Origin of the sequence: Pseudomonas sp. FSL W7-0098 (assembly GCF_005930585.1) — a bacterium.
GTDB lineage: Bacteria > Pseudomonadota > Gammaproteobacteria > Pseudomonadales > Pseudomonadaceae > Aquipseudomonas > Aquipseudomonas bubulae.
In genome coordinates, this window is sequence record NZ_RXHW01000015.1 from 45,054 (window position 1) to 70,924 (window position 25,871).

General features: G+C 49.7%; 21 protein-coding genes. 18 read left to right on the forward strand and 3 right to left on the reverse strand.

The window, feature by feature from the left end; translation table 11 throughout:
• Nucleotides 1-111 precede the first annotated feature (111 nt).
• The 3 genes from FHL07_RS22260 to FHL07_RS22275 form a co-directional block, all read right to left on the reverse strand.
• A complete protein-coding gene (locus FHL07_RS22260) occupies nucleotides 112-1,902 on the reverse strand; it encodes a putative bifunctional diguanylate cyclase/phosphodiesterase (protein ID WP_095000564.1) in 1,791 nt (596 codons plus the stop codon).
• A 165-nt stretch (nucleotides 1,903-2,067) separates the two neighbouring features.
• Nucleotides 2,068-4,272 (reverse strand): OsmC domain/YcaO domain-containing protein, encoded by a 2,205-nt coding sequence (locus FHL07_RS22265; protein ID WP_095018129.1) that lies wholly within the window; start codon nucleotides 4,270-4,272, stop codon nucleotides 2,068-2,070.
• 666 nt (nucleotides 4,273-4,938) lie between these two features.
• Nucleotides 4,939-5,286, reverse strand: coding sequence for a DUF6124 family protein (locus FHL07_RS22275; RefSeq protein WP_095026884.1), 348 nt, complete (start codon nucleotides 5,284-5,286; stop codon nucleotides 4,939-4,941).
• Nucleotides 5,287-6,418: 1,132 nt separating this feature from the next.
• Here FHL07_RS22275 and FHL07_RS22280 point away from each other — a divergent pair.
• The 18 genes from FHL07_RS22280 (at nucleotide 6,419) to FHL07_RS22365 (ending at nucleotide 25,865) form a co-directional block, all read left to right on the forward strand.
• A complete protein-coding gene (locus tag FHL07_RS22280; RefSeq protein ID WP_170943707.1) occupies nucleotides 6,419-6,859 on the forward strand; it encodes a low molecular weight protein-tyrosine-phosphatase in 441 nt (146 codons plus the stop codon).
• Between the two features lie 40 nt (nucleotides 6,860-6,899).
• A complete protein-coding gene (locus tag FHL07_RS22285; RefSeq protein ID WP_095026885.1) occupies nucleotides 6,900-9,128 on the forward strand; it encodes a polysaccharide biosynthesis tyrosine autokinase in 2,229 nt (742 codons plus the stop codon).
• Between the two features lie 333 nt (nucleotides 9,129-9,461).
• On the forward strand, nucleotides 9,462-10,796 hold the full coding sequence (locus FHL07_RS22290; RefSeq protein ID WP_095026886.1) for a UDP-glucose dehydrogenase family protein: 1,335 nt from the start codon (nucleotides 9,462-9,464) through the stop codon (nucleotides 10,794-10,796).
• Nucleotides 10,797-11,086: 290 nt separating this feature from the next.
• Nucleotides 11,087-12,379, forward strand: coding sequence for an O-antigen ligase family protein (locus FHL07_RS22295; protein WP_095026887.1), 1,293 nt, complete (start codon nucleotides 11,087-11,089; stop codon nucleotides 12,377-12,379).
• Between the two features lie 47 nt (nucleotides 12,380-12,426).
• Nucleotides 12,427-13,419: a hypothetical protein gene (locus FHL07_RS22300; RefSeq protein ID WP_138738924.1), complete on the forward strand. Its 993-nt coding sequence runs from the start codon at nucleotides 12,427-12,429 to the stop codon at nucleotides 13,417-13,419.
• A 45-nt stretch (nucleotides 13,420-13,464) separates the two neighbouring features.
• A complete protein-coding gene (locus FHL07_RS22305; RefSeq protein ID WP_178084405.1) occupies nucleotides 13,465-14,739 on the forward strand; it encodes a flippase in 1,275 nt (424 codons plus the stop codon).
• On the forward strand, nucleotides 14,723-15,508 hold the full coding sequence (locus FHL07_RS22310; RefSeq protein WP_095026890.1) for a polysaccharide pyruvyl transferase family protein: 786 nt from the start codon (nucleotides 14,723-14,725) through the stop codon (nucleotides 15,506-15,508). Before FHL07_RS22305 ends, FHL07_RS22310 begins: the two co-directional genes overlap by 17 nt.
• Before the next feature lie 34 nt (nucleotides 15,509-15,542).
• Nucleotides 15,543-16,709, forward strand: a complete 1,167-nt coding sequence (locus FHL07_RS22315; protein ID WP_095026891.1) for a glycosyltransferase — start codon at nucleotides 15,543-15,545, stop codon at nucleotides 16,707-16,709.
• A gap of 4 nt (nucleotides 16,710-16,713) precedes the next feature.
• Complete coding sequence (locus FHL07_RS22320) at nucleotides 16,714-17,256, forward strand: CatB-related O-acetyltransferase (protein WP_095026892.1); 543 nt, start codon at nucleotides 16,714-16,716, stop codon at nucleotides 17,254-17,256.
• Between the two features lie 15 nt (nucleotides 17,257-17,271).
• The gene (locus FHL07_RS22325; RefSeq protein ID WP_095026893.1) at nucleotides 17,272-17,829 is read left to right on the forward strand and encodes a putative colanic acid biosynthesis acetyltransferase; all 558 of its coding nucleotides are present in this window, start codon (nucleotides 17,272-17,274) and stop codon (nucleotides 17,827-17,829) included.
• Nucleotides 17,829-18,782, forward strand: coding sequence for a glycosyltransferase family 2 protein (locus FHL07_RS22330; RefSeq protein WP_095026894.1), 954 nt, complete (start codon nucleotides 17,829-17,831; stop codon nucleotides 18,780-18,782). Before FHL07_RS22325 ends, FHL07_RS22330 begins: the two co-directional genes overlap by 1 nt.
• A 60-nt stretch (nucleotides 18,783-18,842) precedes the next feature.
• Entirely contained in the window at nucleotides 18,843-19,964 is a 1,122-nt protein-coding gene (gene gmd, locus FHL07_RS22335) for a GDP-mannose 4,6-dehydratase (protein ID WP_095018140.1), read from the forward strand.
• A 2-nt stretch (nucleotides 19,965-19,966) separates the two neighbouring features.
• Nucleotides 19,967-20,944, forward strand: a complete 978-nt coding sequence (gene fcl / locus FHL07_RS22340) for a GDP-L-fucose synthase (RefSeq protein WP_095026895.1) — start codon at nucleotides 19,967-19,969, stop codon at nucleotides 20,942-20,944.
• A complete protein-coding gene (locus FHL07_RS22345; RefSeq protein WP_095026896.1) occupies nucleotides 20,944-22,152 on the forward strand; it encodes a glycosyltransferase WbuB in 1,209 nt (402 codons plus the stop codon). Before fcl ends, FHL07_RS22345 begins: the two co-directional genes overlap by 1 nt.
• 3 nt (nucleotides 22,153-22,155) lie before the next feature.
• Complete coding sequence (locus tag FHL07_RS22350) at nucleotides 22,156-22,626, forward strand: GDP-mannose mannosyl hydrolase (RefSeq protein ID WP_095026897.1); 471 nt, start codon at nucleotides 22,156-22,158, stop codon at nucleotides 22,624-22,626.
• A 28-nt stretch (nucleotides 22,627-22,654) separates the two neighbouring features.
• A complete protein-coding gene (locus FHL07_RS22355) occupies nucleotides 22,655-24,064 on the forward strand; it encodes a mannose-1-phosphate guanylyltransferase/mannose-6-phosphate isomerase (RefSeq protein ID WP_095026898.1) in 1,410 nt (469 codons plus the stop codon).
• Nucleotides 24,065-24,342: 278 nt separating this feature from the next.
• On the forward strand, nucleotides 24,343-24,666 hold the full coding sequence (locus tag FHL07_RS23730) for a hypothetical protein (RefSeq protein ID WP_095026899.1): 324 nt from the start codon (nucleotides 24,343-24,345) through the stop codon (nucleotides 24,664-24,666).
• Nucleotides 24,667-24,752: 86 nt separating this feature from the next.
• Nucleotides 24,753-25,865 carry a polysaccharide biosynthesis/export family protein gene (locus tag FHL07_RS22365; RefSeq protein ID WP_095026925.1) on the forward strand — a complete coding sequence of 371 codons (1,113 nt, stop codon included), beginning with the start codon at nucleotides 24,753-24,755 and terminating at the stop codon, nucleotides 25,863-25,865.
• The last annotated feature ends 6 nt before the right edge of the window (nucleotides 25,866-25,871 follow it).

Below are 25,871 nucleotides of genomic sequence, written 5' to 3' on the forward strand. Positions count from 1 at the left end.
AGGAATTTTCGGCCGTAACCTGGGGTAACGGGCTAGTGCATGGTCACTGAAATCATATCCATATCCGTAGCAGATGCCGAAGGAACGAGGCAGCTGCTACAGACCCAGGGCTTAGATAAAACTGCGCGGCTCGCGCAGCAAGACCTCCAGCTCCTCGGCCGGCAAAGGTCGGCAAAACAGATAACCCTGCACCTGGTCGCAACCGTTGTCGGTCAGGAACGCCAGCTGCTCACGGGTCTCGACACCTTCGGCAATCACCTGCAAGCTCAGGCTATGCGCCAACTCGATAATCGTCCGGGCTATAGCCGCATCCTGAGGGCTCAAGGTGACTTCACGGATAAACGCAATATCAATCTTCAACTTGTCGATGGGGAAACGGCTCAGGTAAGCAAGGCTCGAATACCCCGTGCCAAAGTCATCAATGGAAATTTTCACCCCCATATCGCGCAGCGTCAGCAGGCTGGCCACGGTATGGGGCGTGTTTTCCATCAGCGAACCCTCCGTCAGCTCCACCTCGAGCAAGTGCGGATCCAGTTGATGGGCCTTGAGCGAACGCTCGATATCACTGACCAGGTCGCCTTCACAAATCTGTTGTGCCGACACATTGACCGCCACTTCCACCCCGCCAAGCCCCGCACCTTGCCATTGGGCAATCTGGCTGCAGACCCGGTCAATCACCCACTGCCCCACCCGGGAAATCAGCCCGAGGCTTTCCAGCAGCGGCACAAAAACCGCAGGCGAAATCGTCGCAACCCCTGGCCGGTGCCAACGCAACAGCGCCTCGACGCCACAAATCCTGCCGTCCTTGAGGCTGATCTTGGGCTGGTAATAGACCTCGAAGGCCTGCTTGCGCACCGCATCGCGCAGCGCGGTTTCCAGCTCTTGCCGGGCCAGAACCTCGACATTCATCTGGGCCGTGTAAAACCGGTAAGTGTCCTTGCCCGCCTGCTTGGCCAGGCCCATGGCGGTATTGGCGTGCTTGATCAGGCGGTGCGCCTCGGCACCGTCATCCGGATACAGGGCAATCCCGTAACTGGCCGTCATCGGCGTGTCATGCCCCTGCAGCCTGAACGGCTCGCGCAGCACCTCGCGGATACGATCAACCATCTGCCGCGGGCCGGGCTGCCCCTTGCGGATCATCAGGATCAAGGCCAGCTCGTCACCGTCCATCCGCCCCAGGGTGTCGCTGACATTAAGGCAATTGGACAGGCGCTGGCTGAACTCGGCCAACACCTTGTCCCCCATCAAATGGCCCCAGGTCAGGTTGATATTCTTGAAGTCATTGAGGCCAACCGTCACCACCGCCAGCTGCCAGCCGCGCAGCACCGCCTGGGTAAGGCCCATCTGCAAGGTGGTGTAAAACAGGTCGCGGTTGGGCAAGCCCGTCAGCGGGTCGTAATTGGCCATCTTCAGCAGCCGCTCATCAGTCCCCATTGCCGTTCGAAAACGCTCCAGATCGCTGGTGCGTTTTTCAAGCTGCTGCTCAAGCATCAGGGTATGCACCGCCTGATAATCGCCAAACGCCTTGAGCCGTAACAGATTGCGCACCCGCAACCACAACTCGTCACTGCTCACAGGCTTGCACAGGAAGTCTTCTGCGCCCGCTTCCAGCCCCAGCAGGCGCGCACTCTGCTCGCCCTGCCCCGACAGCATGATGATCGGGATATTGGCCGTGGATGAATTGGCCTTGAGCTGGCGGGCAACCTGATAACCGTCAGTGCCCGGCATCATCGCATCGAGCAAAATCAGATCCGGCTGCTGTTGCGCAACCGTACTCAAGGCCTGCTCACCCGAACTGGCCGTCAGCGTGTGGTAACCCTGCTCTTGCAGCAAGGCTTCAAGCAGCTCGCGAACATGAACATCGTCATCCACGATCAAGAGTGTGGCAGCTGTATTGGACATGGAACGCGCTCAAATAAGAGGCTGTTAGGTGCCTGATCCGCCGGCCTCCCTGGCTAGCGACCCGTGCCCGTTTAAAGATCCAGTAAAGCACCGATACCCGCGCTTCACCATGAACGCCAAAAACAAAAAAAGCACCCGGAGGTGCTTTTTTGCCTGCGCTGCGGCTTAGCCGGCCAGGCCCGCTGCCCTGGCCCGCGCAGCATGCAGTTTCTTGTAGCTGTCAATCAGGCGCAGATGCTTGTCCAGCCCTTCCAGCTTGATGCTGGTGGGGGTCAAACCATGGAAACGCACTGTACTGTTCACCGAACCGATGGCGGCGTCCATACGCTCGTTACCAAACATACGGCGGAAATTGGCCTCGTAATCTTCCAGCTCCAGATCTTCGTCCAGTTTCATCTCCAGCACCGCATTCACCGCCTGGTAGAACAAACCGCGCTCCACGGTGTTGTCGTTGTACTGCAGGAACATCTCCACCGCCTCTTTCGCCTCTTCATACTGCTCAAGGGCGAGCCAGATCAGTAGCTTCAACTCCAGGATGGTCAGCTGGCCCCAGGCGGTATTGTCGTCAAACTCGATACCGATCAACGTGGTGATATCGGTGTAATCATCCAGCTCGCTTTCCACCAGACGCTCGACCAGCCCCTGCAGCGCTTCTTCGTCAAGGCGATGCAGGTCAAGGATATCGGCCCGGAAAAACAGCGCCTTGTTGGTGTTGTCCCAGATCAGATCGTCAGCCGGGTAGATTTCCGAATAATCCGGAACCAGAATGCGGCAGGCCTTGGCGCCGATATGCTCGTACACCGCCATATACACCTGCTTGCCCATGCCCTCGAGAATCGCGAACAGGGTCGCGGCTTCCTCGGCATTGGCGTTTTCGCCCTGACTGGTGAAATCCCAGTCGACAAACTCGTAATCGGATTTGGCACTGAAGAAACGCCACGACACCACACCGCTGGAATCGATAAAGTGCTCGACGAAGTTGTTCGGCTCGGTTACCGCCTGACCTTCGAAGGTCGGCTGTGGCAAATCGTTAAGCCCCTCAAAGCTGCGGCCCTGCAGCAACTCGGTCAGGCTGCGCTCCAGCGCCACTTCCAGGCTCGGGTGCGCCCCGAACGAAGCGAACACCCCACCGGTACGCGGGTTCATCAGGGTCACGCACATCACCGGGAACTCACCGCCCAGCGACGCATCCTTGACCAGCACCGGGAAGCCCTGCTCTTCCAGCGCCTGGATCCCGGCCAGAATCGACGGGTACCTGGCCAGCACAGCCTGGGGTACATCCGGCAGGGCGAACTCACCCTCGATGATTTCGCGCTTGACCGCCCGCTCGAAAATCTCCGAGAGGCACTGCACCTGGGCTTCGGCCAGGGTGTTACCGGCACTCATGCCATTGCTCAGGAACAGGTTTTCGATCAGGTTGGAGGGGAAGTACACCACTTCGCCATCTGACTGGCGCACGAAAGGCAGCGAACAGATCCCGCGTGCTTCATTACCCGAGTTGGTATCGATCAGATGGGAGCCGCGCAGCTCACCTTCGCGGTTATAAACCTTGAGGCAGTACGGGTCGAGAATCTCGCCCGGCAACTCATCCTCGGGCCCCGGCTTGAACCAGCGCTCGTCCGGGTAATGCACAAACTCGGCATTGGCGATCTCCTCGCCCCAGAACTGATCGTTATAGAAGAAGTTACAGTTCAGGCGCTCGATAAACTCGCCCAGGGCCGACGCCAGCGCGCCCTCCTTGGTAGCGCCCTTGCCGTTGGTAAAACACATCGGCGACTGCGCATCGCGAATATGCAGCGACCACACATTGGGCACGATATTGCGCCACGAAGCGATTTCGATCTTCATCCCCAGGCCAGCCAGAATGGCGGACATATTGGCGATGGTCTGCTCCAGGGGCAGGTCCTTGCCGGCGATAAAGGTACCGCCTTCAGAACCGGACGCCGGCATCAACAGGGCCTGGGCATCGGCGTCGAGGTTCTCCACCTCTTCAATGACAAACTCGGGGCCGGCCTGCACCACCTTCTTCACCGTGCAGCGGTCGATGGAACGCAGAATGCCCTGGCGGTCCTTCTCGGAAATATCCGCCGGCAACTCGACCTGAATCTTGAAAATCTGGTTATAGCGGTTTTCGGGGTCGACAATATTGTTCTGCGACAGGCGAATATTCTCGGTGGGAATATTGCGTGTCGAGCAGTACAACTTCACAAAGTAAGCCGCGCACAGCGCCGACGAAGCCAGAAAGTAATCGAACGGACCAGGAGCCGAACCATCGCCCTTGTAGCGGATGGGCTGATCGGCAACCACGGTGAAGTCATCGAACTTGGCTTCAAGTCGGAGGTTGTCGAGAAAGTTGACCTTGATTTCCATGCGGGATTACCAGAGTTGCTAACAAATAATGGCGGCCATTATCCGGCTTTTACGCGTGAAGTGTTGTGCTTTTGCGCATAACCCGCGGCCAAGCGCCCCCGCTCCTGGAGCAACTGCCGAAGGAACGAGGCTGCGATCGACTGCGCAGCAGCCGTAAACCCTGCGAACCTGATTTAACAGACACAACACATTGCCTGATTTTGCGACGACTTCGTCGGAGTGCCGCATCACGCCGAACGCAGCCTTCGTACCTCGTCAGCGACTACAGGAATAGCGCAGTACACGCGAACTGAACAGGCCGGCCGGTCGGCCGCCTCGGGGCGCAGTGCTTTTGATCTGGTTGCCCTCCCGGGAGGCCGAGAGGAGGTTCTGTGGAGTGGGTCGACCGGCATGGATGCCGGGAGAGCCGTGATGGGCCATGGATGGCCCGTGACGGCGTGCCCACGGAGCAGGACCGGAGCGAGGGAACCTGAGCGCAGCGAAGGCCGTACGATGGGGCGAGGACCTTTTGGTTCCTTTTGGGTCCTTCCAAAAGGGACTCGCCGTAAGGGCGAAACCAGTATTCCAGTTAGCCACAGATGCCGGATATGTACGCAGTGGATCAGTAGTATTACGACCCCAACAAGCCTGAATAACGCGCCTGTCGCCAATCAGGCGCGTGCTGCTTCAGTACGTTGCCAGCGTATCCAGCGACTTGTCGACATACCCCTTGGCCAGCTCCACCAAGTGCATGACCGACAACACCAGATCGCGCGCGGGCCCGCTCAAGCCATTCCCCGCCTCATTCGCGCAGGCACCCGCGCAGCGCAACAAGTCTGACGCCTGGGCCAGGGCCGCTTCTGAATTGACACTGTGCGGGATGGCAAACAAGGCCGTGCCCAAGGGGCGAAGAGGCTTATGGTTTTGCAGGTAGTAATTGAGCGCGCGCTCAGCGGCGGCACGGTCCAGCAACGGGTCGTTAGCCTCAGCAGCAGCGAGGGCTAACACGCGTGGATCGGGGGTGATCTTTTTCATGGGGTTCTCCAAATTTATGGAGCTGCCCTTGATCGCGACTAAACAAATGGGAAGGCAGCCGTACGCAGGTTAGTCGACCGGAAAACTTGGAAACCGGCGCACACGAAGGTGCCCTACGCACGGCCACCATAACAATGGCATTTTGCGTCAAGTTTACCAGCCGGGCGACTAAACCCGACCGCTGAAAGGCAGCGATGGGCCGAGACTATGCCCCGAACTGGACAGGCGCAAGCCAGGGGGATTTTCTAGGATGTTTCACGGCAATGAAAGCGAAACGTCGTACGAAACGCCTGAAAACAAAGGTCAAAAAACCCCACCTGGCCCCGTACCACCCAACAACGACAACCCACCTCCCAAGCAGCAAACTGTGAATATTCACCCCTGCGCCGCCCCTATCGCGACCATAAGCCATATTCAAGTCACTGTACTGACACAATCCCGGGCACAACTTTGAAACATGCACTAACTTAACGCAGCAACTAAGCCATCATTTAACTTATATAGCTTTATAGTCAGAACTATTATTCCAGGGTTATAAGCCATGCCTGCCATGCCCCGAAACAAGTTCTAAAACACTATTTACACAACCATATCATAGTGCCACTATCCCGCTCGACCGAGCCCTGGCAGGGCTAGGGCGTGCCACACACCTGCGGTAAAAACACCCGATTTCGGGCCCCTGAACACCGGCCTGCGCACACCACCCGTCTGTACACGGCCCCGGCAAGGGCCGCACCCAAGTCCGGGGCAGCGCCCGCCAACACAGGGCCCGGCTCAAGAGACCTGCCATTGAGCGGAGTTATTTTTGGTCGAAAATGGCCGAAATGTTATTTATTGTCGAACAATAGATATTGAAATACAGCTATATAGCTCAAACAAAATTGCCTGCAGATTTAAAGGTTGATATTGCAATCGGTTCGCAGTTAATATTTTGCCCGTTCAATTTCGTACCGACCCTTTATCTGTAATAAAGCCGGAGCAACTGTGCTCCTGCCCAGGCCATCGCCACATCATACTGATGCCGGCAGCCTTTATTGATAGGCACAGCCACTCCCTGGACAGGGAGTATTGGTCGTGACGATTCGTTAAGTGCTCTCGCCGGCTGAGCATGTATGGCACAAAGGAAGCTGCCTTGTTTAAACGAATCTTGATTGTCTGCATTGGCAATATTTGCCGCAGCCCTACCGCCGAGCATCTCTTGCGGGTCGCCCTTGCGCCTACTGACATCGTCGTGAGCTCCGCAGGCCTGAGCGCCGTAAAAAGCAAGCCCATCGAAGCCACAGCGGCGGCCGTTCTAGAAGAACATGGCCACGCTGTGCCTGAACATATCTCCACCCAGCTGACCGCTGCCAAAATAAATGAAGCCGATCTTATTTTGGTCATGGAACAACATCATATTAATGGTGTCCTAAGCCTCGCTCCAGAGGCTCGGGGCAAAGTTTTTCTGCTGGGCAAATGGCAAGACAACCGCGAAATCAACGACCCGTACCGCCAGGGCAAGCCTGCTTTTGTGCATGCGTACGCACTGATTGACGCCGCCGTAAATGCATGGGCCCAGCGGATCAAACGCTGAGTCATTCCTCGAATTACCTGTGAAGATAAGAAACCGACTTATGCAGCAAACACCCGTGACAAAGCCCCATGAACAAGATGACGACAACGACGAAATCGACCTGATGGGGTTGCTGGGTACGCTGATCGACCATAAATGGCTGATTGCCGGCGTCACGGGCGTGTTTATGGCTGCGGGGGTTGCTTACGCCCTGTTGGCAACGCCGGTGTACCAGGCTAATGCGTTGATTCAGGTGGAGGCCAAGAAAAATGACCCTCTGGGCTTCTCCGATATCAGCAGTATGCTGGGTAAAGAGTCTCCGTCTGCTACAGAAATCGAACTGATTAAGTCCCGCAGAAATATTGGCGCTGCAGTCGATAATCTGAAACTGGATATTGAGGTAGAGCCTAATCGTTTTCCGCTGATTGGCGAGTTTGTGGCGCGACGCTTTAAGCCGGATGCAGATAACGCGGTTGCCAGCCCGCTGTTTGGTATGAGCAGCTATGCGTGGGGTGGCGAAAAGCTGAAGATTGCCGAGCTGGAATTGCCGCAGGATTTGCTGGGCAATAAGCTCACACTGGTTAGCGGGGATGTCGGGAGTTTTACCCTGCTGGATGACGACGACAACGTGTTGCTTAAAGGCCAAGTTGGGGCAGCCATTTATGAAAATGGCGTCAAGCTGCTAGTCGAAACACTACGGGCAAACCCCGGAACAACATTTAACGTTGTCCGACAGCCACGACTCACCGCCATTACTAGCTATCAAAAGGCACTTGATGTTTCAGAGCGAGGAAAAGAGTCGGGCATGATCGGTATGGCCCTTGAGAATACCGACCCTGGCACTGCCATTCAGACACTCAATGAAATTGCCCGCCTGTATGTTCAGCAAAATATCGAACGCACATCTGCTGAAGCAGCACAAAGCCTTGGTTTTCTGAAGGATCAATTACCTCAAGTTCGTAAGGATCTAGAAAGAGCAGAAAATGCATTAAATGCATTCCAAATCCGTAGTAAGTCGATTGATATAAGCCTTGAAGCCAAAGCTATCCTCGACCAAATAGTTGCGTTGGACACTAGCATCTCGACATTGAAATTACAGCAAGCCGAAATGGATAGGAAGTTCACTCCGCAACATCCGGCATACCGCGCACTTATGGGCCAATTGGCAGAGTTGACTAGTAAGCAAAATCGCTTGGCTAAACAAGTTGAGGGGCTCCCTAGCACTCAACAAGAACTGCTCAGCCTTACCCGTGATCTGAAGGTCAGCACAGAAATCTACACGCAGTTGCTGAATAAGTCGCAAGAACTAGACGTCATGCGTGCCGGAGCCGTCGGTAATGTCCTTCTTATCGATACTGCTGATGTAGACCTACGATTCCCTGTAAAACCAAAGAAAACTTTGATCGTTTTAATTGCCACCCTGCTTGGTGCTTTGCTGGCTATTGGCTATGTACTGTTCCGCAAAGCTCTAAACCGTGGCGTACAAAATCCAGATGACATCGAGAAACTTGGCCTCCCTGTCTATGCCTCTATCCCATTTAGCTCGCTTCAGAAAGTTGAAGACGAAAAGAGCCCAGGTGGTCGCGGTACCCGGGTAACACCGTTGCTGGCTAGTAGCCATCCAACTGATCTTGCCATTGAAGGCTTGCGGAGCCTGCGTACCAGTCTGCACTTCGCCATGTTGGAAGCAGACAACAACCGCTTGATGATTTCTGGCCCTAGCCCAAAAGTAGGTAAGTCGTTTGTCTCCTCTAACTTGGCCGCTGTCATTGCCCAGTCAGGTCAGCGCGTGTTGTTGGTGGACGTGGATATGCGTAAAGGCTATATCCACAAAATGTTTGGTATTCCGGTAGAAAACGGCTTGTCCGATCTATTGGCCAAGCGTTGCGATCTCAATACTGCCACTCATAAAACAGAAGTAGAAAACCTAGATGTTATTGGTCGCGGTCAAATCCCGCCAAATCCATCCGAATTATTGATGCACAAGAATTTTACCGAGTTCCTTGAGCACGTGAGCGCCAACTATGACTTGGTTATTTTGGATACTCCACCGTTTTTAGCTGTGACAGACGCGGCTATCGTTGGTCGCCAATCCGGGACCAACTTGATTGTTACCCGCTTTGAGTTAAACCCGGCTCGCGAAGTAGAACTGACCATGCGGCGTTTCGCACAGAACGGAATTGATCTTAAAGGCGCTATTTTCAATGGGGTAGAAAAGCGGGCATCAGCTAAATATGGTTATGGTGCGTACGGCTACTATAACTACGAATACAAATCTGACAGCATTTAATTGCTTGTAAATATTCAAGAGCGCTCCCAATCTTTTTAGGGCGCTCTTTGAATCCTTGAACACCGAAGCAACAACACATTTCAGGATAACTCACCGCCTTCAAGGATTGGCGCATAATCTTGTGGCGGTAGCGTGTCTAATCGCATGTAACACTTATTATGATTTTGATTTTTTCATTGCGCATAGGTATATACACGTTATATTTTTTACTCCTTCCTTGTTTTGCCACATGAAATTCCTAACTGTGTATATACCTATGCTCACTGACGAAAGTGAGTAATATTTTAATCATATTCCATCTTTCCATCTGCAATACGCTCAAAGGGAATCGGCATGAAAGTTACAGTTTTTGGCATCGGTTACGTCGGCCTAGTCCAAGGCGCTGTCCTTGCAGAGGTCGGCCACGACGTAGTCTGCATTGATATCGATGTCAACAAAGTCGAACGCCTGAAACAAGGTCATATCCCGATCTACGAGCCGGGTCTTGAAGCACTAGTCAAAGAAAACCATGCCGCCGGTCGCCTGAACTTCACCACTGACGCTGCTGCGGGCGTTAAACATGGTGAAGTCCAGTTCATCGCAGTAGGTACTCCACCAGACGAAGACGGATCCGCTGATCTTAAATATGTGTTGGCCGTAGCCGAAACCATTGCCCAGCATATGGAAACCCCGCAGATAATTATCGATAAATCAACCGTCCCCGTTGGCACCGCCGACAAGGTAAGCGCCAAAATCGCACAAGTACTGGCTACTCGTAGGCGTGAGGATCTGGATTTCAGCGTGGTTTCCAACCCCGAGTTCCTTAAAGAGGGTTCTGCTGTCGCAGATTGCATGCGCCCGGATCGGATCGTGATCGGTACCGACAGCAAAACTGCGGAAGATGTCATGCGAGAGCTGTACGCGCCCTTCAACCGAAATCACGAAAAAATCATCGTGATGGACGTGCGTAGTGCGGAACTGACCAAATATGCAGCCAACTGCATGCTGGCAACAAAAATCAGTTTTATGAACGAAATGGCTAACCTGGCAGAAATGCTCGGCGCGGATATCGAGATGGTTCGCCAGGGTATTGGTTCAGATCCGCGTATTGGCTACCAATTTTTGTATGCCGGTGTTGGATACGGCGGTTCGTGCTTCCCAAAAGATGTTCAAGCCTTAATCCGAACGGCTGAAAGCATTGATTTTGACGCCAAAGTGCTAAAGGCAGTCGAAAGCCGGAATGATGAACAAAAATTTGTACTGTTCAAAAAAATTCATGAACACTTTAAAGGTGATTTAAAAGGCAAAATATTCGCAGTTTGGGGGCTTAGCTTTAAACCCAATACCGATGATATGCGCGAAGCCCCTAGTCGAGTGATTATGGAGGCCTTGTGGAATGCTGGTGCGAAAGTTCAGGCATATGATCCTGAGGCCATGGAGGAAACACAGCGTATTTATGGCAGCAGAGATGACCTTAATCTTTGCGGCACAAAGGAATCGGCACTTAAAGGTTCAGATGCCCTGATCATAGTTACTGAATGGCAAGCATTCAAAGCTCCAGATTTCGAACTAATAAAAGATCAATTAAGCGCACCTGTAATTTTTGATGGAAGAAACCTCTATAATCCAGAGAGAGTTTCTAAAAAAGGAATAACCTACTTTTCAGTGGGCCGCACAACTACAAAATGAAACCCAAAATATAATATCCTTATGTTCCCAATAAAGTAACAGCATCAACTAATACGCATTACCGGGAGAAATTTTCAGCAATGAATGAGACTGGGCATCTAGCAGTCTCTCTCCCAGCTCAACCGCTTTCTTTTTATGCATCCTCTTCCAAAAAATACAAACACCCTCTGAACTTAAACACAACAATACCACGCCCGTTTTTATATTCAGCATATGATATTTTTGGAACCTCTAAAATGTATGAGCTGCATATAACTCATCAATAATCAAAGAGCATTTCGAAAAACACAATGTCAAAGTTCAGAATATATTATTTAGACGCGATAGCTTTCTTAGCATTTTTCACTCTACTTATGACAAAGGCTAGACTCCGGCTTGATAACTCAGATGCATTTCACTTTGGAGGCGCTGAATTTGCAATTGCACCTTTTGACATAGCATTTTTGCTGATAGTCCTAATTGTATGCATCAAAATCTCAACCAACACATTCAAAATCACCAGAGACAAGTTAAACTTAGTCGCCGCATTATACATACTAGTTAATATCGCATCAGTATTCTCCTCAAGCGACATAGAGTACACAATTTACGAAATAATAAGGCAGCTAAAGTTTTTTATCATTTACTTATGGCTCAGGTCTCTTTTCATAACACCAGAAGGCAAAAAACTACTATACATATCATCATGCTTTGCCGTTCTAACTCAGCTAGGCTTTGTATATTTACAAGTCATAACAGGAACAACAACCTCAGGCATGAACAATGAAGAGGTTGAATTAAATAAAATCGCAGGCGGGATTGTTAGAACTGTTGGGACATTTGGCCACCCAGGACTTTTAGCACAATACCTAAATGTAATTTTAATTGTTATATTGGTTAAAGCGCTGATGGCAAAAGGTTTTACAAAGAAAATTTATGCCGCTATTTACATAGCAGGCACGTTCGCTGTTATTTTGACATATTCAAGAACAGCGCTTGCGATACAACTGGCAACTCTATTCTTGACACTATTCCTCTTACCTTATATCGACCAATCTAAATCCCTTTCTAAAAGACTGATAACTTATTTAACTGTCCTGATAGGATTTATAGCAATAATTACCTTTAATTTTGATTCTATCTTAAGTCGTTTTGAAAATGCGTCAACTGATAGCGGAACTGTAAGAATTTTGCTCTCTGAGATCGCTTTGAATATGATTTCAGAAAATCCAATCATGGGCACAGGCTTGAATACATTCACCCAAGTAATGGATCAGTACGACAGTACGATGATGTCGAGTTACTGGAGACATCCAGTGCATAACATATATCTACTGGTTGCATCTGAAATGGGCTTAATAGGCATTACGGTATTCATTATAAAACTTTATACCTTCTTCAAAACGGGCATTGTTAGTTTACGAAAGAAACAAAACTCAGAACTTATTGACAAAGAGTTCGCTTTGATTGGAATTATTGGACTATCTGTAATATGCCTTTCAGGTTTCCTCGGGTGGTCCTGGAGGTTGGACGCAATACAGGGACTTTATTGGACATTGCTAGCGGTAATTGCCAGCACGTACAAACGAGCATCATTCAAATAGTAATGTGTACTTGATCCTTAATCCAATTTTCGATCGTAACGGCCCCTATGAAAAAATTTAACATTTTTTATTTTCCTGCTAATAAAAATTACAATCCATATAATGCACGCATGCAAGAAATACTAAGCCACTCTAAAGCAACCCCTAAAGGGCTTAACTTTATTCTTAAACCAAAATTACTTTTAGGCTTATTAACTGGAAAAAAAAACATATTCATTTTAAACTGGTTTGAAGACTATCCCTTCGACACAAAAGGGCGAGTATCACCATTGAAACTTGTTTTTTTTATGAGCATTTTGCTATACGCAAAAACTACTGGCCATATATTTTACATCAAGCACAACTTTACCAAACACAACCTAGACAACAAATACTCCAAGCTTTATACCTTCTGTCAACGCCTGTTGGAAAAAAACGCTTCAGAAGTTTTCACTCACTCCAACCTAGTATCTGAAAACAACAACTATTCTTACATCCCGCACCCATTATATAAAATAGTCAACGCGCCTATTAAAAGCGGAAAGAAGTACTTCTTATGCTTTGGCATGATAAGCAGGTATAAAGGCTATATAGAGCTGTTAGAATCATGGCACAGAGACCACCCTCTTCTTATAACCGGAGGCTGCAACGACAAAGAACTAATATTCGAACTTATGGAAAAAATAAAACTTAACGACCTCGATGTACGAATCGAAACTGAAGTACTATCCGACTATGAACTAGAAGCCACTATAAAAAACTCTATAGCTGTCTTACTGCCCCACATAGACAATAGCTGTATAGTTTCTGGCGCAGCATATTTAGCTTTTAGCCTCGGATCTCTGACTTTAGTAAGAGATGACACCCTACTCAAGAACTTAGCAGAGCCAGTGCTTACAAAAAAACTTAACACCAAAAACTTAAATGATCTTTATATTTCTTCAGCTACCAAAACTCTTGAAGCTAATGTAGAAGAACGTAAAAAATATGCTGCGACCAAATACTCTGACTCCATAATCTATGAGCAGTTTGCTAAAAAAATTCATTCGAATATAGGATAACCCCCCCCTACAAATTTCTATATCTATCAAAAAGAAGCCATTATCGTGCTTAATTATCTTGCTAAGTCATTATCTGCTGTCGCGCTAGAGAAGATAATACTGTTACTAGTAGCCCTCCCTGTTAACATTTATATGATCCGGGCTTTAGGACCTGAACAATATGGCATACTGAGTCTCTATATTGTCCTTGCGACTATTCTATTTCAAATCTCAGATTGCGGCGTTAGGAATATTTTTATTAGTGAATATGCTCATACTAACAAAGCCAGATTAATCTCAACTTACATAGCAATAAAATTTGCTGCCGCGATTATCATTTCAACCTCCTTACTCATATACTATTTTGCCCTTGGCACAGACAATTCATCGGGATATTACATAGCAATATGTGTGTGCCTACTATTCACTTTTTCCGATATTTTCGAGTCTATTCAACTCAGCGAACTTAAACAAACACAAGCCGCACGCATAAGGCTCATTTCAGGAATTTTATCAAACCTTTTTAGGTTCCTAATGATTTACTTAGGCCTGCCGCCGTACTATATTATTTTTTCATACGGTTTAGAATATGCAATTAAAGGGATTATCATTTACAAAACAGGCACAACCATTCAAAACTACAACACAAATCTCTCATACACACTAAAAATCCTTAAGCGAGCACTTCCGTTAACTTTATCAATGGTATTCCTGCAGCTTTATCATCGAGTAGATATCTTCATCATAAAAGACCTTATGGATGACAGCAGCGTAGGCATCTATTCAGCAGCAATGAAACTCCTAGATTATCTAGTTTTTATAGTGGTCGTTTTAAATACTGTAGTAAACCCTATCTTAGGCAGAGAGCCATCAGGCCCAAAACTCAATAAACTTTACCAAAACTATTACTTTGTAATTTTTTGGGGCGCAACCGCTCTATGCTTCTTCACGCTGCCTTTTTCAAATTTTATAATTTCAAGCTTATATGGCCCAGAGTATTCCGCATCTACGCAGCTATTAAATATAATGCTATATTCTTTACCTTTTATATTTTTAGGTAGTGTCAGTGGATTCTGGTATGTTAACAACGGATTAGAAATTTATGCGCTCATTAGAAACATCTTTGGCTTATGCTTAAATATTGCACTTAACTATGCATTAATACCTGATTATGGGCTACAAGGCGCAGCTTGGGCCACTCTTATCTCATATATCGCAACCTCTTTGATAGTAGATATTCTATTTAAAAAGACTCGAGTTGCGTTCGTAATGAAAATCACTGCACTAACTAATTTTAGCCTTATCTATAAATGGATTAAAAATAATGCAACCAAAATTTAATAAAGAACAGACCTTTTGGTGGAGCCCTCGCTCACCACTAGGATTGAGTTTTCTCCGAAAAGAAAATGCCGGTGATCTTTTAGGCCCTCATTTGATACACCGTATTTTAGGCCAAGAGGGGCTGGATATCAGAAAAATTCAAAGGAATAACCGTTTATTATCAATTGGTTCAGTTCTGCATTTTGCCCGTAATGGTGATACTGTTTGGGGCACAGGTGTAAACGGCAAGGTAGACCCTACCTTACATAAATTTGATCATATTAAAATAAAAGCTTTGAGAGGACCTCTTACGGCTCAGTTTTTAAACTCAAAAAACATCACCACCCCTAACACATATGGTGACCCAGGAATCTTGACGTCTCGATATTGGCCACGCACTAATAGCCAATCAGGTGAGACCATATACATACCACACATGAGAGAAAATATTGATGCATCTATTTCAAGCCGCCACAAAGTAGTTTCCCCTCTCATGAAACTGGATCTATTCATTGCAGAAATTCAAAAGGCTTCAAAAGTTATATCTACATCTCTTCACGGCATAATCATTGCTGAATCATATGGAATTCCTGCAGTATTAGTCGAAAATAATTCAGGAGAGACCCTGTTTAAATACAATGATTATTATCAAGGCACCGGCCGCGATAACGTATATATCTGTAAAGACTTCAATTCTGCCCTAAATCATACACCGCGCGTTCCGATTTTGGAAAAATTTCAAGATGACCTACTAAGTTCTTTTCCTTACGAATTGTGGAAAACTGCTTAACCCTTTCAATTTGGTCGACAAGAATGATGTTATTATGAATAAAAAGAATGATATTTCTGGCCTAGTTCAATCTTCAATTATTTGCTATCATTTTTTTCCTCACTATAGAAAAGGCATAATTGAAGAACTGTCCAAACAAATTTCGCCTACATTTCTAGGCGATGATCGTGGTGTTGAGGGCATAAAACCATATAAATTCTGCTCCACAGACAAGTTTATTCATGGATCTTGTTTTTATATTGGAAAACTTATGGTGCAGCCAAAAACCATATGGGTAGCACTTACTGGGAATCACACAAGCTATATATTTTTAGCTAACCCTAACCATATATCAACTTGGATTGCAGCACTGATTTGTAGGCTACGCCGTAAACAAGTTGTTTTTTGGGGGCACGGTTTCAAATCAAACAAACGAACAAAATCCAACCTCTTAAGGAAGGCTTTTTTTAATTTATCCAACTCTTTTTATACTTACGGCTGGCGCGCAAAAGAGAATGCCATAAGCTTGGGCTTTCCTAGCAAAAAAATACATGTTGGATTCAACTCTCTTGATTACAATACGCAGCTAACCGTCAGGAACTCTTTGGCTACTGTAAACTCCAGCGATGACCAAACACTAAACATTATATGCATCTCGCGCCTAACTCACGCATGCCGGTACGATCTATTATTCCAAGCTATAGAAATAGCAAGAAACAAAAAACCCGACATGTCATTCAATATAACCTTAATTGGTGACGGGCCTGAGCGCAAAAACTTGGAGGCCATTGCGCAAAACTTAAATTTGCGGACCAAGTTTATCGGCGAACTTTATGACGAGGCAATTATTGCCCAGCACATATCTTCAGCCGATGTTACCATCTCTCCTGGCAAAATCGGTTTAACTGCCATGCATAGCTTAATGTACGGAACCCCAGTAGTCAGCAATGATGACTATGTGAGTCAAATGCCGGAGGTGGAGGCAATAGTTTCGGGTCATACCGGAGAAGTTTTCACCAATAACGATATTGCCAGCCTTTCTAATATCCTAATCTGTTTCAAGTCCAATTATCCAGACAGACAAAAAACTCGCAAAGATTGTTTCTTAATGATGGATCAAATATACAATCCTTTTAACCAAGCTTGTATTTTAAAAATGGCTATCGAAGGGAGTGATGCACTCGAGGGAAAAGAAACATTGAGTCTTTACAAAGAGAGATGAGAACATGAATATACGCAACCTTTTTCGCTCTATGCGCAGGTTTTACTGGCGCTTGAGGTTAGGTCTTAAGCATGTTGATCGCACTTTCCTTGCTGGTGGCTACTCAAACATTTCAAAGGATTTAGTTGCAGCTGCTTACACATATATTGGTCCTGACTGTGAAATTGGCCCTGGCGTCATATTAGGCACATATACAATGGTTGGACCAAATGTTAAAATCATTGGCAATGATCATGTTTTCAACATCCCTGGCACACCAGTATTATTTAGTGGCCGCCCACCTTTTAAAAATACGGTAATTGGCCGCGACGTATGGATTGGCGCAGGCTCGATCATTATCTCTGGTGTCAAAATAAATGACGGCGCTATCGTGGCTGCCGGCTCAGTAGTTACAAAAGACATTGAAGCTTTTTCTATCGTTGGCGGAGTCCCTGCTCAAATTATTAAAAAAAGATTCAATACAATTGCAGACCAACATGAGCATTTGTCTTTTCTTAACTCGGGTGTTTTTTCCTCCAACTATCCTGACAAGCTTAAAACCAACTAGGTTGGGAACCTGAATATGATCATTCAAAAAAACGATCCATATACGTCACCCTCTTTTTCGTTTTCAAATCGTGCTAGACGACAAATTTGGAACTATGCATGGTTTTTACTATTTCTTCCGAGCCCTAGACCCTTTCATCGATGGAGAGCGTTTTTACTTAAATTATTTGGCGCGCAACTGGGCAACGGTGTACATGTCTATCCGTCTGCAAAAATATGGGCCCCTTGGAATCTTAAGCTGGGTGATCATGTAGGAATTGCTGACGGTGTAACCATTTACAACATGGACATAATTAGCATAGGCAGTTACAGCGTCATTTCACAAGGCGCACATCTATGCGGAGGATCTCACGACTATAACAGTCATAACTTCCAACTTTTCGCCAAACCTATCACTCTGGGTGAGCATGTCTGGATTTGCGCTGAAGCGTTCGTCTCGCTGGGCATCAATATTCCGGATGGCGTGGTTGTTGGGGCCCGCTCCTTGGTAACGAAAAGCATTTTAGTACCATGGACCGTTTGCGCGGGTCACCCAGCCAAGCAAATTGGCCTGCGCACAAGGAATGAGCAATAATGGTGGATTCTAAAAACCTAAAAGGCTTGAAGCTGTCTGCCGTCATTCTCACTTTTAATGAAGAACTGCATCTTGAACGAGCTCTTGAGTCTATTAGCGCCTTTGCCAAAGAAATTTTTGTTATTGACTCGTTTTCTAGCGATCGGACAATCGAAATTGCACGTGCCCATGGTGCGATCGTTTTGCAAAACAAATTTATCAACCAAGCCAAACAATTTCAGTGGGCGCTTGATAACGCGCCAATTTCAGGTGATTGGATACTGCGCCTAGATGCAGACGAAATAATTGAACCTGATCTCGCAGCTGAGATAATGCATAAACTCCCGGTTCTCGCACCGGATATAGTTGGTGTTAATCTCAAGCGCAAACATATATTTATGGATCGCTGGGTCAAATATGGTGGCCGCTATCCCTTAGTGATGCTACGTATTTGGCGTAAGGGACATGGTCGTATTGAGAATCGTTGGATGGATGAACATATTGTGATCTGGGGGGGACGTACCGTGACCTTCGATGGTGGTTTTGCAGATCACAACCTTAATGACTTAACTTTTTTTACTGACAAACATAACAAATATGCCACACGTGAAGCTATTGAAATACTGAATCAACGCTTGAACTTTTCCCCTCGCGATCATTCAGTGACTTCTGAGAGCACTTCATTACAAACAGCAGCAAAATTTTTTATTAAAGAACATATATATAATCATATACCTTTCACCATCAGCGCCTTGATGTACTTTGTATGGCGATATATTTTCCAACTCGGATTTCTTGACGGTCGCTCTGGTCTTGTTTACCACTTCCTTCAGGGCTATTGGTACCGTTTCCTCGTGGGTGCAAAAGTGATGGAGCTTGAACGTGCCGTCTCTCACCTTACAGATAAACAATCGATTGCTGAAGAGCTCTCTAGGCTAACAGGCCATTCGTTAACTCCAGAGCAACCGGTTTAAGCATTGCAATAAACTCTCTCCACATCATTGCTAATTATTGAACACACAGGATATGTCAAAATGAAAAAGCGCGCTCTTATCACCGGCATTACCGGCCAAGACGGTTCCTACCTAGCCGAACTTCTGCTGGAAAAAGGCTATGAAGTTCACGGTATCAAACGCCGCGCCTCATCTTTCAATACCCAGCGCGTAGACCATATCTATCAAGATCCCCATGTCAATAATCGCAACTTTGTTCTTCATTATGGCGACCTGACTGACTCTTCCAACCTGACCCGCATCATCCAGGAAGTACAACCGGATGAGGTTTACAACCTGGGTGCACAATCCCATGTAGCCGTCAGCTTCGAGTCGCCGGAATACACCGCGGATGTCGATGCCATGGGTACTTTGCGTATTCTGGAAGCCATCCGCCTGCTGGGTCTGGAAAAGAAAACCCGCTTCTATCAGGCCTCGACTTCCGAACTCTACGGCCTGGTGCAGGAAACGCCGCAAAAGGAAACAACGCCTTTTTACCCGCGTTCACCGTACGCCGTAGCCAAAATGTACGCCTACTGGATTACCGTTAACTACCGCGAAGCCTACGGTATGTACGCTTGCAACGGCATCCTGTTCAACCACGAGTCACCGCGCCGTGGTGAAACCTTTGTAACCCGCAAGATCACCCGTGCAATGGCCAATATCAGTCAGGGCCTGGAACAATGCCTGTTCCTCGGCAATATGGATGCACTGCGTGACTGGGGCCATGCCAAAGACTACGTGCGCATGCAGTGGATGATGCTGCAACAAGATGTTGCCGATGACTTTGTGATCGCTACCGGCGTGCAGTACTCGGTGCGTGAATTTGTACGCTGGTCAGCTGCCGAACTGGGCATTGGCCTGCAGTTCGTGGGTGAAGGCGTCAATGAGCATGCGATTGTTGCCAGCATTGATGGCGACAAGGCCCCGGCCCTCAAGGTGGGCGATATTATCGTCAAGGTAGACCCGCGCTACTTCCGCCCTGCCGAAGTTGAAACCTTGCTCGGCGACCCGACCAAAGCCAAAGAACTGTTGGGCTGGGTACCGGAAATCACCGCCCAAGAAATGTGCGCCGAAATGGTTCGCGAAGACCTTAAGGTCGCCCAGCGTCACGCATTGCTTAAAGAGCACGGCCATGACTTGCCGGTGGCTACGGAGAACTGAGTATGGCCCGCGAGTTGAACCAGAATATCTTTGTCGCCGGCCATCGCGGGATGGTCGGCTCGGCCATCGTCCGCCGCCTGCAGACACTGGGTTATACCCGTATTGTGACGGCCGGGCGCGATACCCTGAATCTGCTGGATCAACAGGCCGTGCAGGCTTTTTTCCAGGTGCATAAGATCGATCAGGTGTATCTGGCAGCGGCAAAGGTAGGTGGTATTCAGGCGAATAACACCTACCCGGCTGATTTCATCTACGAAAATCTGATGATTCAGGCCAATATCATTCAGGCCGCCCACCGGAACGATGTACACAAGCTGTTGTTTCTCGGCTCATCGTGCATTTACCCCAAGCATGCTGAGCAGCCGATGCGCGAAGAGGCCCTGCTCACCGGTACCCTGGAGCCCACCAATGAGCCCTATGCGATTGCCAAGATCGCCGGGATCAAGTTGTGTGAAAGCTATAACCGTCAGCATGGTCGTGATTACCGCAGCGTAATGCCGACCAATCTGTATGGCCCCCATGATAACTATCACCCGCAGAACAGCCATGTCATCCCTGCCCTGCTGCGCCGCTTCCATGAAGCGGTTAAGCGCGGCGACGATGAGTTGGTGATCTGGGGTACAGGTACGCCAATGCGCGAGTTCTTGCATGTGGACGATATGGCCGCGGCCAGTATCCATGTGATGGAACTGGATGATGCCACTTATCAGGCCAATACCCAGCCGATGCTGTCCCATATCAACGTGGGTACCGGCGTTGACTGCACCATTGGTCAACTGGCCAAAACCATTGCCGAGGTCACCGGTTTTACTGGCAAGCTGACCTTCGATACCAGCAAACCGGATGGTGCTCCACGCAAGCTGATGGATGTGTCACGCCTCAGGTCCCTGGGCTGGCAGGCCAGCATCAGTCTGGAAGACGGACTCAAAGATGCTTATGACTGGTACGTGACTAACGTGCAACAGGCGCGGACACACTGATGAAGATCCTGCTCTACGGTATCAACTACAGCCCGGAGCTGACCGGTATCGGCAAATACAGCGGTGAGATGGCTGCCTGGCTGGCCGCTCAGGGCCATGAGGTGCGGGTGGTTACAGCCCCGCCTTATTACCCGGACTGGAAGGTCTGGCAAGGTTTCAGCACCTGGCGTTTTAACCAACGCCAGGAGGCTGGCGTCACGGTCATTCGTTGCCCGCTGTATGTTCCCGCCATGCCCACAGCTATCAAGCGCTTGCTGCATCTGGCCAGTTTTTCGTTGTCGTCGACCTTTGCCATGCTGGCCCAGTTACGCTGGAAGCCTGAACTGGTGATCCTTGTGGTGCCAACGCTGTTTTGCGCCCCCCAGGCACTGGCGCTGGCCAAACTGACAGGCGCCACTTCGGTGCTGCATATTCAGGATTACGAAGTGGATGCCCTGTTCGGGCTGTCCATCGCCAAGGGCGAGCGCCTCAAGCGCTGGGCGTTTGCTGTTGAGCGCGCGGTGCTGCGGGCATTTGATCGGGTATCGACCATCTCCAGCGGTATGTTGCAGCGGGCGGCAGAAAAAGGCGTTGCCAAAGAGCGGTTGCGGTTCTTTCCCAACTGGTCCGAAACCGCCCGCTTCCGTAATGTGCCCCGTGATGCCGAACTGCTGCGCAGGCTTGGCGTCGACCCCGACAAGCGCGTACTGCTTTACTCCGGCAATATTGGCGAGAAGCAAGGCCTTGAATGCGTGGTCGAAGCTGCACAACGCCTTTGCGCGCGAACCGACCTGGTGTTTTTGGTGGTGGGGGAAGGTGCCGGTAAAGCCCGATTACTGGAGCTTAGCCAGCAGCATAACTTGCACAATATTGTGTTTGCTCCGCTCCAGCCCTATGACGATCTGCCTGCCCTGCTGGCTTCGGCCGACTGTCATCTGGTGATCCAGAAGCGCGGGGCGGCGGATGCCGTATTGCCGTCCAAGCTCACCAATATCCTGGCGGTAGGCGGCAATGCCTTGATCACCGCTGATCCTGATACCAGCCTGGGGCTGCTGTGCTCCGAGTACCCGGGCATCGCCACCCTGGTGGAGCCGGAATCGGTCGAGGCCTTGATCGAGGGTATCGAAAGCGTTTTGGCCATGCCGGTACCCAATACGATTGCTACAGGCTATGCCGGCGAGTTTCTGGATAAAGACCAGATATTGAACCGTTTTCTGAGCGAGATTTAAATCATGTGGCTCAGCAATGAACTGTTTCGCAGCGTTGTCGATTCAACCCCCTTGATTTCCATCGATCTGGTGGTTTTGAACAGCAAAGGCGAATGCCTGTTGGGGCAACGGCTTAATCGGCCGGCCCAGGGCAACTGGTTTGTCCCCGGCGGCCGTATCCTTAAAAATGAAACCCTGGATGCGGCCTTCAACCGGCTGACCCTGGAAGAACTGGGCAAGGCCAGTGCGCGTAGTGATGCCCGCTTGCTGGGGGTCTATGAGCACTTCTATGCTGACAGCGTGTTTGCGGCGCCCGGGCAAGGCCCGGACACCCACTATGTAGTACTGGCTTACCAGCTGGTTATGGCTGAAGACGACTTGTTGCACCCCCCTCACGCTCAACATGATGCCTATCACTGGTGGCCTCAGGCCGAGATGCAGGCCTGCGCGCAGGTACATGACAATACTCGTGCCTACCTGGACGCGCTGCGATAACTCTTAAAGCATACAAAGGATTATGACCATGCTCTTTCCGATCATCATGGCGGGTGGTTCCGGCTCCCGCTTGTGGCCACTGTCACGGCAGCTCAATCCCAAGCAGTTTCTGCCACTGGCCGATGCCGACTTTTCAATGCTGCAGGCCACCATTCAGCGCCTTGCCGGGCTGGGGGCAGAATTGCCGCGGCTGATCTGCAATGAACAACACCGTTTTCTCGCTGCCGAGCAATTGCGGCTGCTGGGCCTTGAGAAAGCCGGTATTTTGCTGGAACCCGTCGGCCGCAATACGGCACCTGCCATCGCGCTGGCTGCCTTGCAGGCCTGTAGCGAAGCCCAGGACCCTATCCTGCTGGTTCTTGCTGCCGACCATCTGATCAAGGATGTTGAGGCGTTCCAGACCTGCATTCAAACAGCCCTGCCCCTTGCACAAGACGGCAAGCTGGTAACATTTGGCATCGTTCCTACCCATGCTGAAACCGGCTATGGCTATATCGAGCAAGGCATCGATGTAGGTATTGGCGGTTTTAAAGTCAGCCGCTTTGTTGAAAAGCCGGATCTGGTAACTGCGCAGGAGTATCTGGCCAATGGCAGTTACTTCTGGAACAGCGGCATGTTTATGTTCCGCGCCAGTCGTTACCTGGAAGAGCTGGAAACGTATCGCCCGGATATTCTGGCAGCATGCCGTGCTGCTCTGGCCGGTGGCTCGCAGGATATGCACTTTACCCGCGTCGATGAAGCCGCCTTTGCCGCCTGCCCGGATGATTCAGTGGATTATGCCGTCATGGAAAAAACAGCCGATGCGGTAATGGTGCCACTGGATGCAGGCTGGAGCGATATCGGTTCCTGGACTGCGCTCTGGGATGTCAGTGACAAGGACCAACAGGGCAATGTGTTCAAAGGTGATGTGCTTAACCAGCAGTCGCGCAACACCTATGTGCATGCGGACAGCCGTCTGGTCGCCACTGTCGGCCTGGATGATCTGGTAATTGTTGAAACCAAGGATGCGGTACTGGTCGCTCACAAGGACCATGTACAGGATGTAAAGAAAATCGTAGAGCAGTTGAAAAGTGGCTCGCGCACTGAACATATCAACCATCGTGAGGTCTATCGTCCATGGGGAGTATATGACTCCGTCGACAACGGCCATCGCTATCAGGTCAAACGCATTACCGTAAAACCAGGCGCCAAGCTGTCGGTACAGATGCATCACCATCGTGCTGAGCACTGGATCGTGGTCAGCGGTACAGCCAGGGTGACCAATGGCGAGAAAACCTATCTGGTCTGCGAAAACGAATCTACCTACATCCCGATTGGCCAGATCCATGCCCTGGAAAATCCGGGGGTCATTCCGCTGGAGCTGATTGAAGTGCAATCCGGCTCTTATTTGGGTGAAGACGATATCGTACGCTTTGAAGACAAGTACGGTCGTACCTGAATCCAGTATGATGGGTGTGCTAAAAGCAATTGCCCTGCTGCCCTCCAGCCCCTGCTGATATTTAACGGGGAGTTATAAAAGGTCAGCAACACTGACCGCTCTGCACAGGTATTCTTGAGCCGTTATTGCACATTAAAATGCCTGTACAGAACTACTTGAGTGCCACAGTTATAGCGCCTTCGGGGGCCATAAGCATATCCAGGGTTCGCCGTTCATAGCCTTGGACAAAGGCGCTCTTGCACCATCGCCAATACAGACTTTTACAAAAGGATTTTCAAATGAATAAATTTATCGTTTCTGCACTTGCCCTGGCGTTGAGCGCTTCTGCATTCGCTGCTGAACCTGTTGCAGCTCCAACCGCGGACTCCGCTCCTGCTGCTGAAGCGGGCGCTGCAGGTACTACCTCGGGTACATCCTTGGCTACCACCACCGGTGTACTGGGTGGCGTTAGCACAACCACAGCAGTAGGCCTGGGTGTTGCAGCAGCAGCCGGTATTGCGGCCGCAGCTTCGGGTGGCGGTGGCGGTGGTGGCAGCAACGGCGGCACTACTGGCACTACGGGGACTACTGGCACCACAGGCACCACCGGTACTACTCGCTAAGTACCTGCCAGGTCGAAAGGACTAAACCACCTGGAAAACTCCAGGCATTTGATTTTGATGTGTTTCCTTTACAAGTGTCCTCAATGATGATTCGTAGTTTGTCGCTCGCGGTACTTGCAGGGCTCGCCCTGCAAGGTTGTATGTTTGCGCCCGGTCAGTACCTGGATACCAGTGAGATCGGAACTGAAGGCTCACCAGAAAGCAGTCGGGTCGAGCTGATCCCCATCACTCCCAAGCTGATTGCGCAAAACGCGGCGACCTACGTCTCAAGCTCGGTGCCGGCAGAGTTGCTGGCATTCAAGCCACAGGCCTACCGGATCGGTGCCAACGACGTGTTGTATATCACCGTATGGGACCATCCCGAGTTAACGGCGCCTTCTGGTGCCCAACAACAGATTGACGCCAACGGGCGCCTGGTGCGACCGGACGGCACCATTTTCTACCCCTATATCGGCAAGCTTGATGCAGCGGGTAAAACCATCGAAGAACTGCGCTCCACCATTGCCCAGCGTTTGGCGCAATACGTGGATAGCCCGCAGGTTGATTTGAGTGTGCTGCGCTTTGCCAGCCAAAAAGCCATTCTTGCCGGCGCAGTGACCAAAGCTGGCCCGATGCCGATTACCACTTCGCCGATGAGCGTGGTTGAGGCCATTGGCGCAGCCGGCATTGAGCCGCTCAATGCTGATCTGTCCAGCCTTACATTGACCCGCAATGGCCGCGAATACATCCTTGATCTGGATTCGCTCAACGGTCAGGGTGCACAGTTGCACAATGTCTTCCTCAAGGACGGCGACCAGTTGTTTCTTCCGTACAACGATCGCAAGAAGATTTATGTGATGGGGGAAGTTCTTGCGCCGCAAGCGGTCAGGTTCAAAACCAAACACATGAACCTGGCTGATGTTGTCGGCTCGGTGGGCGGTTTGAATCAAACCACCTCCAACGGCAATGCGCTGTATGTGATTCGTGGCGCCGAGAACCTTGAAACCGAACCGGCCAAGGTGTACCAGCTGGATGCCGAATCCCCTACTGCCTTTGCGATTGCTAGCCATTTCGAGCTCAAGCCGCAGGACATTGTATATGTCGGCCCTGCGCAAGTTACACGCTGGAACCGCCTGATCAGTCAATTGCTGCCATCGGCAACCATTCTGGGTACAGGCGCCGCAGCCGGTAACAACCTCAGTGAAGCCAGCAGCCGATAAGGTTTG